Origin of the sequence: Paenibacillus apii, from assembly GCF_011043685.1 — a bacterium.
In the GTDB taxonomy this organism is placed as follows: Bacteria; Bacillota; Bacilli; order Paenibacillales; family Paenibacillaceae; genus Paenibacillus_AQ; species Paenibacillus_AQ sabinae.
Window position 1 is genome coordinate 18,563 of the sequence record NZ_JAAKGU010000010.1, and the last position, 16,058, is coordinate 34,620.

At 53.6% G+C, this 16,058-nt stretch carries 14 protein-coding genes and 1 tRNA gene; 5 read left to right on the plus strand and 10 right to left on the minus strand.

Annotation, left to right across the window (positions count from 1 at the left end; genetic code table 11):
* Nucleotides 1-18: 18 nt before the first annotated feature.
* From hisC (G5B47_RS18940) to G5B47_RS18950, 3 genes are all read right to left on the minus strand, one after another.
* A complete protein-coding gene (hisC, locus tag G5B47_RS18940; protein ID WP_165101393.1) occupies nucleotides 19-1,146 on the minus strand; it encodes a histidinol-phosphate transaminase in 1,128 nt (375 codons plus the stop codon).
* A gap of 208 nt (nucleotides 1,147-1,354) precedes the next feature.
* A complete protein-coding gene (locus G5B47_RS18945) occupies nucleotides 1,355-2,308 on the minus strand; it encodes an NADP-dependent oxidoreductase (protein WP_165101396.1) in 954 nt (317 codons plus the stop codon).
* A 78-nt stretch (nucleotides 2,309-2,386) separates the two neighbouring features.
* Nucleotides 2,387-3,229: an aldo/keto reductase gene (locus G5B47_RS18950; RefSeq protein WP_165101399.1), complete on the minus strand. Its 843-nt coding sequence runs from the start codon at nucleotides 3,227-3,229 to the stop codon at nucleotides 2,387-2,389.
* A 382-nt stretch (nucleotides 3,230-3,611) separates the two neighbouring features.
* Between G5B47_RS18950 and G5B47_RS18955 the strand changes: the two genes are divergently transcribed.
* Both G5B47_RS18955 and G5B47_RS18960 read left to right on the plus strand, forming a co-directional pair.
* Nucleotides 3,612-4,817, plus strand: a complete 1,206-nt coding sequence (locus tag G5B47_RS18955) for an MFS transporter (protein WP_165101401.1) — start codon at nucleotides 3,612-3,614, stop codon at nucleotides 4,815-4,817.
* A 15-nt stretch (nucleotides 4,818-4,832) separates the two neighbouring features.
* On the plus strand, nucleotides 4,833-5,792 hold the full coding sequence (locus G5B47_RS18960; RefSeq protein WP_165101404.1) for an LLM class oxidoreductase: 960 nt from the start codon (nucleotides 4,833-4,835) through the stop codon (nucleotides 5,790-5,792).
* A gap of 96 nt (nucleotides 5,793-5,888) precedes the next feature.
* On the opposite strand, the gene G5B47_RS18965 is transcribed toward G5B47_RS18960, so the two are convergent.
* Nucleotides 5,889-7,565 carry a S8 family peptidase gene (locus tag G5B47_RS18965; protein ID WP_165101407.1) on the minus strand — a complete coding sequence of 559 codons (1,677 nt, stop codon included), beginning with the start codon at nucleotides 7,563-7,565 and terminating at the stop codon, nucleotides 5,889-5,891.
* 142 nt (nucleotides 7,566-7,707) lie between these two features.
* Nucleotides 7,708-7,792 (minus strand) — tRNA-Leu (locus G5B47_RS18970).
* Between the two features lie 182 nt (nucleotides 7,793-7,974).
* On the opposite strand from G5B47_RS18970, the gene G5B47_RS18975 reads away from it, so the two are divergent.
* Both G5B47_RS18975 and hisC (G5B47_RS18980) read left to right on the plus strand, forming a co-directional pair.
* Complete coding sequence (locus tag G5B47_RS18975; protein WP_165101410.1) at nucleotides 7,975-8,409, plus strand: hypothetical protein; 435 nt, start codon at nucleotides 7,975-7,977, stop codon at nucleotides 8,407-8,409.
* Between the two features lie 244 nt (nucleotides 8,410-8,653).
* Nucleotides 8,654-9,721 carry a histidinol-phosphate transaminase gene (gene hisC / locus G5B47_RS18980; RefSeq protein WP_165101413.1) on the plus strand — a complete coding sequence of 356 codons (1,068 nt, stop codon included), beginning with the start codon at nucleotides 8,654-8,656 and terminating at the stop codon, nucleotides 9,719-9,721.
* A gap of 132 nt (nucleotides 9,722-9,853) precedes the next feature.
* Here the strand turns inward: hisC (G5B47_RS18980) and G5B47_RS18985 are convergent, their stop codons facing one another.
* From G5B47_RS18985 to G5B47_RS19000, 4 genes are all read right to left on the minus strand, one after another.
* On the minus strand, nucleotides 9,854-10,069 hold the full coding sequence (locus G5B47_RS18985; RefSeq protein ID WP_025334456.1) for a hypothetical protein: 216 nt from the start codon (nucleotides 10,067-10,069) through the stop codon (nucleotides 9,854-9,856).
* A gap of 227 nt (nucleotides 10,070-10,296) precedes the next feature.
* On the minus strand, nucleotides 10,297-10,614 hold the full coding sequence (locus tag G5B47_RS18990) for a hypothetical protein (RefSeq protein ID WP_025334455.1): 318 nt from the start codon (nucleotides 10,612-10,614) through the stop codon (nucleotides 10,297-10,299).
* 118 nt (nucleotides 10,615-10,732) lie between these two features.
* Entirely contained in the window at nucleotides 10,733-11,305 is a 573-nt protein-coding gene (locus G5B47_RS18995; RefSeq protein ID WP_165101416.1) for a xanthine phosphoribosyltransferase, read from the minus strand.
* Between the two features lie 16 nt (nucleotides 11,306-11,321).
* Nucleotides 11,322-11,525 (minus strand): hypothetical protein, encoded by a 204-nt coding sequence (locus G5B47_RS19000; RefSeq protein WP_165101419.1) that lies wholly within the window; start codon nucleotides 11,523-11,525, stop codon nucleotides 11,322-11,324.
* 100 nt (nucleotides 11,526-11,625) lie between these two features.
* On the opposite strand from G5B47_RS19000, the gene G5B47_RS19005 reads away from it, so the two are divergent.
* Entirely contained in the window at nucleotides 11,626-12,735 is a 1,110-nt protein-coding gene (locus G5B47_RS19005; RefSeq protein ID WP_235949881.1) for a YkvI family membrane protein, read from the plus strand.
* On the opposite strand, the gene G5B47_RS19010 is transcribed toward G5B47_RS19005, so the two are convergent.
* A complete protein-coding gene (locus G5B47_RS19010; RefSeq protein WP_165101422.1) occupies nucleotides 12,722-16,057 on the minus strand; it encodes an AAA family ATPase in 3,336 nt (1,111 codons plus the stop codon). The genes G5B47_RS19005 and G5B47_RS19010 overlap by 14 nt on opposite strands.
* Between the last annotated feature and the right edge of the window lies 1 nt (nucleotide 16,058).

A 16,058-nucleotide genomic window follows, 5' to 3' on the forward strand; every position in this document is an offset into this window, starting at 1 on the left:
AGTCAAGCCTTTTACACGTTAGCCCTTTGAACTGCCGGCCGCCTCCGGGGCCTTCAGCACCTTGCGCAGCGCCTCTATAAATATGCGGTTCTCTTCCATCGTTCCAATGCTGACTCTAAGCCACTCCTGCATGCCGTAAGCCGAGCCGGGGCGAATGATCACGCCTTCCTTCAGCAGCTGCTGATACAAGGTATCACTGTCCTGCCCGGTATGCACCATAATGAAGCTCGCTTCCGTTCGAATGTAATCCAATCCCAGCTCTCCGAAGGCTTTGTAGAAATATTCCTTTCCCAGCCGGTTGTTCTCGTAGACTCTCTCCCGAAATCCGGCATCCTTTAATCCGGCCAAGGCAGAGGCTTGGGCAACGGCGTTCACATTGAAAATCTGGCGGCATCGGTTCATATAATCGGCCGTTTCCTCGCTTGCAGCGGCGTACCCGATACGCAGAGAGGCCAGCCCGTAAATCTTGGAAAAGGTACGGAGAACGATCAGATTCGGATATTGACCGATCCAATTGAGCGTATCCGGATAGCCCTGACTGCCGGTTACAAAATCACAGTAAGCCTCGTCCATGGCGACCACAATTGAAGACGGAATATCCTCGAGGAACCGTCTAAGCCGTTCATCTGTAAAGATCGTGCCGGTGGGATTGTTTGGATTGCAAAGCCAGATAACCTTTGTTTTAGCTGTAATTTCTCTCTTAATGGCATCCAGATCGACATTATGCGTTGTTAGCAGAACCTGTATGATTCTGCCTTCCTGCAGCTTGGTAACCGTACCGTACCAAGAGAAGGAAGGTGTCGGCATAATCGCCTCATCGCCCGGCCCGATGAACGTTTCCGCAACAAAGGCAATCAGCTCAAAGGAGCCTGCGCCGATAACGAACTGCTGCGGACCGAGCCCGGTCAGCCGGGACAGTTCAGCCTTAAGCTCGGAATTGCCACCATCCGGATAGCGGGAGGGGGCTTGCAGGACAGCCGCCGCCGCTTCAGTGACACGGGGGGAGCAGCCCAGAGGGTTCTCATTGGAAGCCAGCTTGATGACCTTGCGAAGCCCAAGCTCCTTCACTACCTCCTCCAGCCGCTTGCCGGGAATATACGGATCAATGCTGTGAAGACCTTTCTTATAGGGTAACGCCGAAGACATCAGCTTCAACCTCCTAAAATTAAAATAAAGAAGACCCGATTAATGCTGAACATTAATCAGGCCTCCGGTTTTCCAGTTGGCAGCGAAAGGAATAAATTATTACTATGTCACCAATATGTTTAGTTTGTTTTTATATTTTAACAATATATCATCGGGTATCTGTCATTTCAATAGTCTAGTCATCCATAATTTAGTCGAAATAGTGTATTTATTCATTACTCAAAACAATCTTCCCCCGTGTCCGGCCTGACCGGCTCAACTGATGGGCTGCTCTAACACCGTCTACGGTTAGCGGAAAGACTTCGGTTACTACCGGTTTTAGTTTTTTCGCTTCAACCAGTTCCCTGATGTGATTCATATTCGTTCCGTCCGGGCGGGTAAAAACAAACGAAACGGTCAATTGACGTTCTTGTTCCAATACATCCGCAGCAGCTGAACGTACAGCATCCCGCTCGCTTACTATGGTAGCTACCTTACCGCCATACTTCATGAATTTCAATGCATCCCCATAAGGCTCGCCCCCGAGCGTATCCAGCATAAAATCAAATTCCGTTGCTGTGTTCAGGCTTCCCCGGTCATAGGCAAGAACTTCATCCGCACCCAATGCGCGCACAAATTCAATGTTCTTCGAGCTTGTTGTCGCCGCCACATAGGCGCCGCGCGCTTTGGCCAGCTGAATGGCGGCCGAACCGATCCCGCCGCTTCCCCCCAGAATGAGCACCTTATCCCCTGCCTGAACATTTCCCGCTTCCACAAGCGCTTGCCAGACGGTGAGACCCACCAAGGGGAGAGAAGCCGCTTCAACATAGGTCAATCCTCGTGGCATTGGCGCAACAAAACGAGCAGGAACCACAATTTCATCGGCGTAAGTGCCCTGTTTTTCCATTTCCGGTCTAAAAAAGACATCGTCGCCCACTTTAAAATCAGTCACCTTGGAACCGGCAGCCGCCACTATACCCGCAGCATCCCAGCCCAAAATCAAGGGAAGACGGTATGGAAAAGCTTCTCGCAAAAGCCCTTCCCGTACTTTCCAGTCCACAGGGTTCACCCCGCTTGCCTTGATGGTTATCAGCAGGTCTTCCGGTCCGAGCGGCTCCGTCTCTACAGTAATCATCTTCAGCTGTTGTTCATCGCCATATTCCTCTATGCCAATTCCATTCATCGTTTACATCCCCTTTTCGCAGGTTAAAAACAATCCACCCCTCAAAAGTGTTCAAGGGATGGATTGTTCACTCTTATATTAGAAATCAAAATTGTCCGGATCCGGGCCGACCCGATGATTTTGATTGAGACTGTCAATTTGCTTCATATCTTCCCCAGTTAATTCGAAATCAAAAACGTTGGCATTTTCAACGATCCGGTGTTCTTTTGTAGACTTAGGAATCGTTATAACGCCGTTCTGGAGGTCCCAGCGCAGAATGACCTGGGCAATGGATTTATTGTATTTATCGGCAATTTCTTTGAGTTCCGGATTATCCAGGAGTTCACCCTGCATGAGCGGCGACCAGGCTTCAAATTGAATGCCTTGCTGTTTGCAATATTGCTGTAATTCCTTTTGAGTCAACCGGGGATGGTACTCCACTTGATTCACCATCGGTTTAAGTTCAGCGTCAACCATTAATTCTTCAAGATGATGAATTTGGAAGTTGCTGACGCCAATCGCTTTTACACGGCCTTCTTTATAAATGGTTTCCAGCGCTCTCCAGCCTTCTTTGAACTTTCCTTCTTTCGGCCAGTGAATCAGGTACAGATCCAGGTAGTCGAGGCCCAGTTTTTGCAGGCTCGTTTCATAGGCGGCCAACGTGGACTCATATCCCAAATCGGCGTTCCATACTTTGGAGGTCACGAACAGCTCTTCTCTGCCAATGCCGGCTTCTTCAAGCCCTTGGCGAATTCCCCGTCCTACACCTTCTTCATTTCCATAGATAGCTGCCGTATCGATGCTGCGGTACCCATGTTTGATCGCCGTTTTTACCGCATTCTCAAGTTCGGGGCCTTCTTCCACTTTAAATACGCCCAAACCAAACCACGGCATGCTCACACCATTATAGAGAGCAACTGAATCTTGCAAATTCTTAGCCACTTATTCTTCCTCCATTCTCACATCTAATTCATACGGATCGATGACCCGGCGCAGGTTTCATTATAGATTTAATCATCCTTTTCGTGTAGTACGTACTTTTTAGTACTATAGGTACCAAAAAGTGCCTATAAAAATGATTGTAGAGCAGCCCGGCAGCCGCAGGAATAAGCCCCCAAAGCTGAGTCTTACGTTCAGTCTTGCAATCAGTGCCGCTTCTTTACTATTAAATAATTATTTATACAGGTACTTTTTAGTGCCTATATCACTAAAAAGTACGTACTTATCATGAAGATTGTACGGCTATATAATAGCCCTATGCACAGGAAATGCAGAGCGTAGCAACCTGATTCAATGCAAATAATCACATTGGAGGAAAATACAAATGAGCAATATCGCACAAACCGCGTCTCAGCCTAAAGAGATGCAAAAATCGGGTAACTGGGCGCTTCTCGCCCTGGCCATTAGCGCATTTGGCATCGGTACAACCGAGTTTGTTCCTGTAGGTCTGCTTGCAGCCATCGCCGATGACTTGAGAATCGGTCTTACACTGGCCGGCCTTCTTATTACAGGTTATGCCCTTGGGGTTGCTGTGGGGGCCCCTATCATTACTGCACTCACCAATCGCATGAGCCGCAAGTCTTTGCTGATGTGGCTGATGGTGCTCTTCATCATCGGTAATGCAACCGCCGCGATGTCATCGTCATTTGGGCTGCTGCTCGTTGCGCGTTTCATTACAGCCTTCTCGCACGGCGTCTTTTTCTCGATCGCATCGACGATCGCTGTTCAATTGGTATCTCCGGAGAAAAAAGCCAGCGCCATTGCGTTAGTATTTACCGGTCTGACGATTGCCATCGTTACGGGCGTTCCGCTTGGAACCTTCATTGGTCAAGCTTTCAACTGGAGAGCAACATTCTGGGCCGTCGCCCTGCTGGGTGTTATTGCAATCATTGCAAGCTCCATTCTGATCCCGCGTAATTTAAAGCAAGCTCCTCCCGCCAAATTCTCGGATATGTTCCGGCTGATCACGAACGGTCGGCTGCTGCTGGGCTTTCTGATTACAGCTCTTGGTTATGGCGGAACGTTTGTTGCTTTCACTTTCTTGACTCCGCTCCTGGAAGATGTCACTGGATACAGTAAAGGTGCGGTTAACGTTATCCTGATCGCCTACGGTGTTGCCGTGGCATTCGGTAACTCGATCGGCGGAAAATGGGCGAACAAAAACCCGATCCGCGCGCTGCTGATGATGTTTATTTTACAGGCCGCAGCTCTCATTCTGTTAACGTTCCTCATTCCTTTTAAAATTGCTGGTTTGATTGGCGTCGTTCTGATGGGCTTGTTCGCCTTCATGAATGTGCCCGGTCTTCAGCTCTATATTGTTCAACTGGCTGAAAAATACGTTCCAACTGCGGTAGACGTCGCTTCGGCGCTGAATATTGCGGCTTTCAACATCGGGATTGCCATCGGCGCTTTTGTCGGCGGGGTTGTTGTCGATTCGATGGGTCTTGTGCATACTCCATGGATCGGCGCTTTAATGGTAATCGTTGCGGTTGTGCTCACCGCTATTTCGGGCAAGCTTGAACGGAAATGATCGGAGGCGCCGCCTATGTTTCAGAATCATGAAGCTTATCAAAGGATGTACCGGGAAGGCCAAATGACGCTGGGTCTTCATATCCCGCTGGAGAATTACGGAATCAAGACACCGACCATGGCGCATCAGATTGAATTGGCGCAAGCTGCGGAACATTACGGATTTACCGCGCTGTGGCTTCGGGACGTCATCTTGAAAGATCCGAATTTCCTCGACCCGGCGGTCGGACAGATTTACGATATATTGATTTATGGCACGCATCTTCTGAGTCAGACGAGCAAAATCGCTCTCGGGACTTCCGCTCTTGTCCTGCCTCTTCGTCATCCGCTCAGGCTGGCGAAAGAGGCGGCCACCATTGAAGCACTGTTTCCCCACAGGCTGATTATGGGGGTCTCGTCAGGAGACCGGAGAGCCGACTTTCAGGGACTTGGAGTGGATCACCCCAGCCGGGGCACCCAGTTTAGGGAAGCATTTGGCTATCTTCAAAAAGCGCTGTACGAAGAATATCCCTTGATTCATTCGAGCTATGGGCATATGGAGCAAACAACGCTTGTCCCGAAGCCGGGTCACAGAATTCCGACGATCGTTACCGGCTTTGCACAGCAGGACCTGGACTGGCTTGGACAGCATGGAGACGGCTGGATGTATTACCCGCAGGCGCCGGCGCGCCAGCATGAAGTGATAACGGCATGGCGTGAATCCGCCACCCGTCACGGCAATGAGGACTTTCGTCCGTTCTCGATGCCGATGCATCTCGATCTGGCGGAAAATCCGGATGAACGGCCAACCCCCATCCGGCTGGGATATCGCCTGGGCCGGAACAGACTGATCGAACTGCTTGAAGTCTACCGTTCCATTGGCGTGAATCATCTGTTCTTCGCCCTGTTTGACAGCGACCGGCCCGCCGGTGAAGTTATTCAGGAGTTGGGCGAATACGTGCTGCCTCATTTTCCAGCGCATGAGATGAACGAATAAAATTATAGGCTTCCTCAAAAAAGCCTGTTCACATAAAGAAGGGTTGTCGCCTTTAAGCCGCACATGGCTTGGCAACAACCCTTTCGTTATTTTTAGTTAAATAGTTTGAGGCTCCATTGCGGGTTGAGCCAACCGCTTGGCTTCCTGTACCGCTTTAAAAGCATTGACCTTGCCATATCCAAACCACTCGCTGTGGCCATTCCCGTCATATTTGCCCCGTTTGTTTCCTTCCAGATCAGGCTGATCATCGACGATTTTATCGGCAGTACGCTGCAAAATTTCTTTGACTTCTTTGGCTGTCAAATTGGGATTGGCGCTGAGCACTAAAGCCGAGATGCCTGCAACAAGAGGTGTCGCGCTCGAAGTGCCTCCAAATCGTCCGGTAAAAATGCCTGAATCAAATCCGCCGTTTTCATTATCCGTTGTCCAAATGCCTAGTCCAGGCGCGTATCGGTTTAGCCGCGAATCAAAATTATTACTCGGAGCACACACGCTGATTTCCTTTCCCCAATTACTGTACTCCGCATGGCGGTTAATGCTGGTTGAAGCGGCAACGGCTATCACATTCGGATGAACAGCATTTCCGTTCAAAATCGCCCCGCGCGTCTCACGCGCCCGGCCTTCATAATCCCTCCATTTGAAAACTTGGTTGGGATCGGGATCATTAATGGGCGCATTGAAGTTAGCCGCAGCAAAGCAAATGACACAGCCCTTGCCTCTGGGACCGCCTGAAACCGAAATTCGGGTGAACGTGTCTTCTACGATTGCGGGCAATGGAGCATAAGCGGGAGCCGGTCCCCAACTGCAGGAAATGACATCCGCATGTCTGGCTGTTTCCTCAAAAATTTCTTTAAATTTACGGTCATCTATAATCAGATTAAAATTGATCCGGATCGGCATGAGTGAACAGCCCGGAGCGACTCCAACGACGCCCTGCCCGTTCTCTTCGGCAACCGCCACACCGGCACAAGGTGTGCCGTGATAGTCCTCTCCCTCCGGATAGGGCCATGAGTCATTGTCTGAGTAATCCTTGGGAAAGACAACTTTTCCTTCCCCTTGAAAGTCAGGGTGGGAAAGATCGAATCCATCATCGATAACTGCCACAACAATACTTCGGTTCCCTCTCGTAATGTCCCAAGCATCCGGGGCAAACACGCTGGCATGCCGGTCAACAAAAAGACCTGTCGTCGGGTTCAAATGCCATTGTTTAGGAAAAAGATTATCTGCCGGAATGTACATGGGCTGAAAGCGATTAATCAAGTTAGGTTCAGCATATTCGATCTCGGGCTCTTCCATCAGGCGATTGGATACTTTTATGGGATTTTCTTTACTGTCAGATGTAACTCCAACAAGATAAGTTAAAGAGGGCTGATCGTAAGCCTGAATCAATATCAATTTGTACTTTTCCAGCAGCTGTTCAATTTTGGTTTCAGGTGTGCCTGCTTTAAATGAAACGTTGATTTGATCGGTTAAATAATATATCGTGCCATCGCTGCCTTTGGGGCGATAAGCGTGATGGACGACCAAATTTGTATCTTGGGAACGCATAATGGACATAAGCTGTTCCCGCTCGGTTGAGGAAGTTTTAATTTTATAGATATTTGGGGTTAACGGGCTCAATTCATGAACGCCATTGAGAACCGACAATTTCTCAACCATATGGGGGTCAGGTGATATCACTGTAAAGCGGTCTTCTTCTTTAACCAAATCAATTTTCTTTCTGCCCCGCCAAACATAGTTTCCAACGCTGGTTTCTTCCTGAAGCTTATTCATGATGTCCTCCTTATCAAATTTCTTTAACACTACTTTGCACAGGAGGATTGCAAAGTATCCGTTATTTACAACATCTTCAATCAAAAAAAGGTTCATAAAACTGTTTATGCAACAGTTTTATGAACCTTTTCATTTTAGGGAATGCGGTCGAGAGGACTCGAACCTCCACGGGGGGTTAGCCCACACGGACCTGAACCGTGCGCGTCTGCCAATTCCGCCACGACCGCTCATCAATTGGCCGCTCGCTCTTGCGGCGACAAGATATATCTTACCATGATGCTAAATATCAGTCAACGATTTTTTTAAATAACATTTTTTTCATAAAATGCATACAGGAATATTGCTTTCACTGCTGTATCGGATGTATAATAAGAACAAAGGTTCGCATACTACAATTGAGGTGATTCAGATGGCGACGATTGCAAAGCGTAACCGTGAAGCAACTCAGGAAGAACTGTCCCTTGTCAGAAGCTATTTGCTGCTAACGTTTATTCATAAAGTATTCGAGCGCGACTGCCGGGCCATCGGCAAGAGCGGTCTGTTCAAGATGCCCCAGCTCTATATGGAACTGGTCTCCATCGGAGCCAAGAAGACAGCCCTCATGCTGCAGGAGGTCAAGCGCGAGCTGGAGTCGCAGAATATCATCGTTTCAACGATCCGGCAGGATCAGAAAGGCGTCGAGGCCCAGTTCAAGTGCAGAGGAATCGCCGGCGAGATGCATATTCAATGGCCGAGCTTTCGCCGGGAGATGACGCTGCGGATGCGGGCCTACCTCGGACTTGCCGGGGAGTTCTCCATTCATGCCCGTGAAGAGTCATCCAATCAGGTGGTCTGCCTGGTCTGAAGGAAACGGGATATTGTAAGAGAAGTCATGAACCGCAGGCCCTTCCAGTCTGGCATAACGATGTCAGGCTGTTTTTTTGTTTGTCCTAAAGCGGGTAATCCCTCTCTCTATTCCACAATCTTAGTCACCTGCCGGGTATCCGTCAAACGAAGATCGATTTTACCTGTTCCTCCGCGTCTGTCCCGCACATATACATAAAGAAGAACGGCATCTCTGCCATATGATGGGGATTGGAGGAACGGCAATGAACAAATACTGGAGCGAGACGATCAAGGGGATTACGCCGTACGTGCCGGGAGAGCAGCCACGGGCAGGCAGACTGGTCAAATTAAATACGAACGAGAATCCTTACCCGCCTTCGCCTGAAGTGCTGGAAGCGATGAAGGCAGCCGTTACCGACAAGCTGAGATTATACCCCGATCCGAACTGCTCCCGCTTGCGGGAAGCGGCCAGCCGCCACTATGGTATCCCGGCGGAGCAGATTTTTGCCGGCAACGGGTCCGACGAAATTTTGGCTTTTTGCTTTAAGGCATTTTTCGATCCGGGTGATACGATCCTTTTTCCCGATATAACTTATAATTTCTATGAAGTGTACGCCGATCTGTTCGGCGTTTCCTACCGGACTGTCCCGCTGACGGAAAGCTTCGAGGTGCCGGCCAGCAGGTTCTCCTCCGGTAGCGACGGGATTATCCTGGCCAACCCGAACGCCCCCACAGGCAAAGCGCTCTCCCTGGAAGATCTGGAAACCCTGATACAATCCAATCGCCAAGCTGTTGTAATTATAGACGAAGCTTACATTGACTTTGGAGGAGAATCCTCGATCGGGCTGATACCCAAATACGATAATCTGCTCGTTATCCGCACGTTCTCCAAATCGCGGTCGCTGGCGGGTCTGCGAATCGGTATGGCCATGGGGCACCGCAGTCTCATTGAAGCGCTCATCCGCGTCCGGGATTGCATCAACTGCTTCACCGTCGATTGGATCGCCCAGGCGGGAGCCATAGCGTCGCTGGAAGATACGGGCACTTTCTCCCATTATATCGGTAGAATTACCGCAACCAGAAGCCGGATGACGGAATATCTCCGGGATGCGGACTTCCATGTCATTGATTCGAGTACGAACTTTCTCATGATGTCTCATCCGTTCCTGCGGGCCAAGGCGCTTTACGAAGCTTTGCGCGAGAAAAACATCTTCGTCCGTTATTTCCCCAAGCCCCGGATTGACAATTATTTGCGTGTGACGATCGGAACGGATGAAGAAATGGATATTTTTTATGACGCGGTTCTGGACATCGTAAAAAACACCCATTAGCGTTCTCCGCAAATACCCGGAACCAAGAGATGGAGCTAAGCAAAAAGCGTAAACAAAAGAAAAGACGGCTTTCGAACGTGGTCGGAAGCCGTCTTCGCTGCAGGTCCTATGTTGCTTGTCCGCCTACGGTCTTTATCCAAATATATGGCGCCGCGGCTCGGCATAGGGCTGAAATATATAATTCCGGTCAAGCTTGACCACCCTCCGGCTGGGCTTGCGGATCATCACCTGACTGTCGTCCCAGGCAATGACGATACCGATCACATCATTGCTCTCCAAAGCATCGCGAACGATCCGGATTTTCTCGCCCGAGAGGCGGTATTCATTCAGCTCTTCGTCGCTGATCATTTCGTGAATTCTCCTTTCCCCAGGACAAGCGTAAAGCTTGTACAGACCTACAATACAAGAAGAAACGGCTGCGCCGTCCTGTTAGGGACGGTATCGTTTCTCGTAGAAATATAAGGCAAATGATATGCGCGAAGCTTATCTTTCTTATATTTAGATAAAAAAGACCGCAATGACAAGTCATTGGGTCTTATTTTTAAAAACGAGATATGCATCTCTTTGTGGTTGACCTATATCAGCGCTTCGTTCTTCTCGAACCAGAAGTCCAGCACTTTAGCGGACATCACCCGTTGTTCCAGGTACTCCACTTGTTTGGTTGTAAACTTCTCTCTCCATGCGAAATTCAGTTCTTCGCACAAGCCTGCGATAGTCAGAAGTTCCGACCAGGCAACATAGCGTTTGTACCAAAAGAATTGAGGATGTTCGATCATATAGGGATACAGATCGTCAAACTCCGTGTGCTTGCAATCGAGCGCACGCTCGAAGTGATCCTTGGCCTCGGTTAATTTATCAATAAAGAATTGCTCTGTCACCGGTTCTTTCCCCATTGTGACGCCTCCTCTCCTATATCTGACCTTATTATAAAGGAAAAAGTATGGGGTGGAAAGCAATTGTTATAAAAATAGGCTTTGTTCTCATTTTCGTCACGATTTGTAACTCACCAGGTTACTCTTCAAATTCGATTCGGCCATCGGCCAGGGATTTGATCTTAGCGAGCGATTCCAGGCGAACGCCCTGCTCACGGATCGTCCGTGCGCCGGCTTCAAAGCATTTTTCCACAACGACCCCGAAGCCGACCAGCTCCGCTCCCGAACGGTTGATGATCTTGATCAGGCCGCGTGCGGCGTCGCCGTTGGCGATAATGTCGTCGATGAACAAGATTTTGTCATCGGGCGAGATATACTGCTTAGAAATCATAATATCCGTGACGATACCCTTGGTAAAGGACGGAACGCGTTCGCACAGGGCGTCGGGATCGGCGAGCAGCGTTTTTTTGCGACGTGCAAAAACGAGCGGCACCTTGAGTTCATAAGCGGTGGCAAATGCCACGGCAATACCCGAGGACTCCACGGTAACGACGCGGGTCACCCCCTGGCCTGCAAAAAGCCTCGCAAATTCCCGTCCCATCTCCATCGTCAGCTCGGGATCGACCTGATGGTTGAGCAGTCCATCAAGCTTGAGCACCTGATCGGAAACGACAACCCCTTCCTCCAAAATCCGCTTTTTCAATAATTCCATGACGCTTACGCCTCCATTATCCATTCTCTTCGGACGTTCCTCTGTAAAATTCTTGCAATGCAAAACAGGCGGAAGTCATGTCCTTCTGCTCAACATCATAACCTGTACTATGCCAGTACACAAGCTTGTCCGGCAAAGCATCGCCGAAAGAACGCGTTTTCCGCTTCGCCGGGGAGGTTCCCGCCGCTTTCGATGCGAGTATTGCCGAAGCAACTTCCATGAGACTACCGCTTGCAAAACTTGGCCCATACTTTCGAAGCGAGTTTTGCCGACGCCATATCCATGAGGTCTACGCTTGCAAAACTTTTAGGAGGATACCCATGAGACAAACGCTCCGCACGCTGCAAATCGCCTTTACTTATATAGGCACCATAGTGGGAGCCGGGTTCGCCACCGGCCGGGAAATTCTCCAGTTCTTTACGCAGTACGGCCACTGGGCGACACTAACCATTATCCTCTCCACAGGGGTCTTCATCTGGCTCGGCACCAAAATGATGATTCTGGCGCGCCGGATCGGGGCCGAATCGTATGAGGATTTCAACTGTCACCTGTTCGGAAAAAACACAGGAGGCATTATCAGCCTGTTCACGCTGCTCATCCTCATCGGGGTCAACAGCATCATGCTCGCCGGTGCCGGAGCCATGTTTGAAGAGCATCTCGGCCTCCATTACCAAACCGGACTGCTGGTGACACTGGTCGGCTCCTATCTGCTGCTGAGACGGGGCATTGCCGGCATTTTGCAGATGAACAGCGTTGTCGTCCCTCTGATGCTGAGCCTGTCCCTTATTATTATATTCAACACGATTGACCATCCGGAAGCGCGCCACTTTATTTCGCTTGTGACCGAACGCAGCGCGTTTTCCGCCTGGATGTCGCCTTTTCTGTATACGGCGTTCAATCTGGGCATGGCCCAGGCCGTCCTCGTCCCCATGGCGCGCCATACCCAGGACGACCGGACGCTCGCTTACGGCGGCATTATCGGCGGTCTGGGCATCGGGTTTATGCTGATGGCGGCCCACTTTGCCATGAGCGCGCACATGCCGGGCATCCTGAAGTTTGAAATTCCAATGGCAAGCATCGCCTTACGGCTCGGAACGGTGGTTCAGCTCGTATATCTGCTGTTGATTTTTCTGGAAATCTTCAGCACCTTTGTGGCCGATATTTATGGCGTCACGCTTCAACTGGCGCAGCGCCTGCCGATCTCCCGCTCCGTCATTACAGCCGCAGTAATGCTGACCTGCTATGTCTTCAGCCAATTCGGCTTCAGCAATCTGCTCGGATTGTTCTATCCCATGTTCGGCGCGCTGTCGCTGGTCTGGGCCGTCCGCCTGATCGTAACCCCTATGGTTCCGCCGGGTAAACCGGGCGCTTTTGAAAAAACGACAGCCACCCCCGCTCCCAAATCGGTACCGCGTTCTACACGGAAATAACGGAGGCTTGGGGCACCAGTCTGGCGGCGGCTTCCGCGACATGCCGGTGGCAAGTCAGCATAACAACCTGGCGGGAACCGGACAACTCGCCAAGCAGAGAAAGCGCCGCATGCAGACGCTTCTCATCAAAATTGACGAACAGATCGTCGAACAAAAGCGGCAGCGGGTCCTGACGATCCATCGTTCCCGCGAGCGCCAGCCGCAAGGACAGATACAGCTGCTCGGCCGTTCCCCGGCTCAGCAGTCCGCTGTCCAGCAGCCCCGCTTCCCGGTGCTCGGCTTTTAGCTCTTTCTTCCCCAGCGTCATGACAACCCGCCGGTATTCTCCGCCGGTCAATCGTTCAAAATACGAAGAGGCCAAGGTTAAAACCTGCGGCTGCTTTTCGCGCTCGTAAATGCGCCTCGTCCGGCCGATTAATTCCGCAGCGAGCGCGGAAACGGCGTACTGCTCGGCGAGGCTCCGCAGCGCCGCCTTCTGCTCCTCCAGACGTTGAAGCGCGGTATCCTCCCGGCAGCTCTTGCTCAGACTCTCTCTTTCCTGCAGCAGACTGCCCCGAAGCTGAAGCAGCTCGCTTCTCCGCTCCTCCAGTTCGGAAAGGCTGGCTTCCAGCCGTCCCTTCTCTTCTTCCAGCGCGTAAGCATCCCTATGCTCCAGCAGATCCAAAAGCTCCTGTCTTTCCTCCCCGTCTCTGCCGCCGAACATGGCCAGTTCCCACTCCCGGAGCGACCGCTCCAGTTCCCGGCGCCGGGAAACGGCAGCGGCGCGCCGCAGCAAATCTTCACCATCCTTGGCGAAGCCTTCGCGCAGCAGATGATCGCCCATCTGAGCCAGCGATTCCAGTTCACGCCGCATCTCTTCCCGTTCCTCCTCCGCCCCGCGCAGACGGGACGTCAGGTCTTTCCGGTGCAGAAGCGCCGTCTTCAGAGCTTCCCATGCGGCCGCCCGGTCTTCCAGCCAGCGGACAGGCGAAATCGAAAGCGGCAAGCGGACAGATGCTGATGGCGTTGCACCGGCAGGTGTAACGCCTGCCAGCGGTTCTTCAGGCAATGTTCGCTCAGGCTGCGGAGAATCGATCGGCAAAGCGGGCGGATCACCCGGCTGAGTTACTTCGGGTGAGGTCGAAATCGAGAAGGACACGCTGGAAGAAGCCGCTCCCATCTTAGGGCCGGATTCTTCGGCGGCTGAGGCCGTTTCCTCCGCCGCTTCTCCGGCTTCCGCCATCAAGACTCTGCATTCTTCCTCGAACGCTTCGATTTCCCGCTTCAGCTCGGAAACCCGCAGCTGAAGCCCGTCCTCCCGGCGCAGCAGCTCATTCCCCTGCTCCGCCAGAGCGAAAATGTCGGGCAGCCCTTCCGGAGACAGATCCTCCGGCAGTTTCCGGCGGCGAAGCCATTCCTCGAAGCGGGCCGACGCGGCGCGGAAGTCTCCTTCCGCCGCTTCCATTTCGCGGACCAGCGCCCGCTCCTGGCCGGCCAGCGCCTCAGCCTCCGTCCGGCGGAGGTCCCGCTCGCCGGTCAGTCGCTCGGCGCGCTGGCGCCAGACCGTCCAGGCGTCCATCAGCCGCCGCAGCTCCTTCATGCCCGCCTCCAGCCCGCCCGCATCCGGGCTGGCCGGCGCCTGCTGCTCTGCGAGCAGCAGCTCCCGCAGCCGCAGCATCTCGGCTGCGGCCTCCGCCCCGCCCGTCAGCGGCGGGGCTCCTCGCGGCCGGCGCGCGCCGCGCCCGCCGGCGAGCAGGGCCAGATCGGCGGCGGCCAGCACGCCGAACGCGAGCCAGGCGCTGGCCGGCGGCGCGCCGGTCAGCCACAGCGCCGCCGGCAGCAGCGCGGTCAGCGCGGCCGCCAGCGCCAGCAGCGGCCGGGCGGGGGCGCGACCGCCGGCGGCCGCCGCAGCGCGCGGCTGCGGCGGCTGCAGCTGGGCCTCGCGCCAGCGCTCCGCGGCGTGCTGCAGCTCGTCCCACAGCTGCGCCGTCTCGCGCGAGCTGATGGGCCGCAGCGCCGCGAACGAAGCGGCGGCTTCCTGCTGCTCGCGCGCGAGCGAACGCTCGGCCTGCTGCAGCGCAGCCTGCGCCGCGGCAAGCTGCACGCGCAGCGCCTGCCGCCCGGCGGCGAGGCTCTCCATTTGCCGGTCGTAGGCGGCAAATGAGGCGGCAAAGCGGCGCGCCGCCTCCCGGTCCGCGGCGGCCCCGGCAAATTCCGCAAGCTCCGTTGCGGTCCAGCCGGGGTGGATGCCGCGGACAATGCGGCGCAAATGCTCCCGCAGCGCCTGCCGCTCCTCCTCCAGACGCCGAAGCTCGGCCTTCCGGCTTTCATACCCGCCCTGGGCGCGAAGCAGCCGCTCCAGCCGGGGGCCCTGCGCTTCCAGCAGCCGGTCGGGAACCGTTCTCATCAGTTCTTCCTTCAGCTCCGAGGCGATTCGCCCGGCGCGAGCCTCTGCCTGCCGGGCATTGGCGGTCCGTGTCTGAAGCTCCCTCCAGCGTTCCGGAGCATCCTCGGGAAACGACAAGAGCTCCGGCAGCTCACTCAGTTCCTGGCGCGCGGCTTCCCGCTTCAGCCACAGCTCACGGATGTCGAGCGCCTTGCGCAGGCACGCCAGCCGGTCGCTTTCCTCCCGCCTGCGGCGCTCCAGCGCGTCCAGCTCGCTTTCCGCGGACTGCATCGCCCCGGTATTCTTGTTGTATCGCGGGAGGTATGAACGGCTCTCCGCGATCTCCCTTTCCAGTCTTTCAATCGACTGGAGAACCTTCGCCGCCTCCTGCGTCTTGCCCCGCGGCTTATAGAGCTTCTCCGCCTCCTGCTGGAGACGCCGCTCCGCCCGCAGAATTTCCCCGCCCCCGCCGATACCGGCGTGGAACAAATAGCTGCCCAGTTCCTCGGATTGCAGGGTCCCCAGCTCCTGAAGCTCGTCCAGCGATACCGCAAAGAGCTGGCGGAACATCGTTCGGGAGATACCGCCCAACAGCACCTTCTCCAGCTCGTCCTGTCCAAGTTCTTCCAAGGTTCCGTCGATACCGCTAACCGTAATCTTGAGCCTGTCTCCCCTGCCGCCTTCCGGACCGGCGGCGTACCGCCGGATGCTCCAGCCGTTTCCCTTGGCGTCCCTAGCGGTCAGAGTGCCCCCGTGCCGGCCTCCATACAGTGGCTCAAGCCTTTCCGACGGGTAGCTGCGGCCGGGAATGCCGAACAGCATCGCGCGGATAAACTGCAGCAGCGTGGATTTACCGGCTTCGTTGGGACCGTACAGTATGGTAAGTCCCTCTGCCAGCTCCAGCTCCTTCCCGTGAAGACGGCCAAAGCCGCCTACTTCAAGCCGCTGTATTCTCATC

Excerpts from the sequence above, each read along its gene's own strand:
- G5B47_RS18955 (WP_165101401.1), top strand. The coding sequence starts at position 3,612 with ATGAGCAATATCGCACAAACCGCGTCTCAGCCTAAAGAGATGCAAAAA.
- G5B47_RS18975 (WP_165101410.1), top strand. The coding sequence starts at position 7,975 with ATGGCGACGATTGCAAAGCGTAACCGTGAAGCAACTCAGGAAGAACTG.
- G5B47_RS19000 (WP_165101419.1), bottom strand. The coding sequence starts at position 11,525 with ATGGAAGTTGCTTCGGCAATACTCGCATCGAAAGCGGCGGGAACCTCC.
- hisC (WP_165101393.1), bottom strand. The coding sequence starts at position 1,146 with ATGTCTTCGGCGTTACCCTATAAGAAAGGTCTTCACAGCATTGATCCG.
- G5B47_RS18960 (WP_165101404.1), top strand. The coding sequence starts at position 4,833 with ATGTTTCAGAATCATGAAGCTTATCAAAGGATGTACCGGGAAGGCCAA.
- hisC (WP_165101413.1), top strand. The coding sequence starts at position 8,654 with ATGAACAAATACTGGAGCGAGACGATCAAGGGGATTACGCCGTACGTG.
- G5B47_RS19010 (WP_165101422.1), bottom strand. The coding sequence starts at position 16,057 with ATGAGAATACAGCGGCTTGAAGTAGGCGGCTTTGGCCGTCTTCACGGG.
- G5B47_RS18995 (WP_165101416.1), bottom strand. The coding sequence starts at position 11,305 with ATGGAATTATTGAAAAAGCGGATTTTGGAGGAAGGGGTTGTCGTTTCC.
- G5B47_RS18965 (WP_165101407.1), bottom strand. The coding sequence starts at position 7,565 with ATGAATAAGCTTCAGGAAGAAACCAGCGTTGGAAACTATGTTTGGCGG.
- G5B47_RS18990 (WP_025334455.1), bottom strand. The coding sequence starts at position 10,614 with ATGGGGAAAGAACCGGTGACAGAGCAATTCTTTATTGATAAATTAACC.
- G5B47_RS18945 (WP_165101396.1), bottom strand. The coding sequence starts at position 2,308 with ATGAATGGAATTGGCATAGAGGAATATGGCGATGAACAACAGCTGAAG.
- G5B47_RS18985 (WP_025334456.1), bottom strand. The coding sequence starts at position 10,069 with ATGATCAGCGACGAAGAGCTGAATGAATACCGCCTCTCGGGCGAGAAA.
- G5B47_RS19005 (WP_235949881.1), top strand. The coding sequence starts at position 11,626 with ATGAGACAAACGCTCCGCACGCTGCAAATCGCCTTTACTTATATAGGC.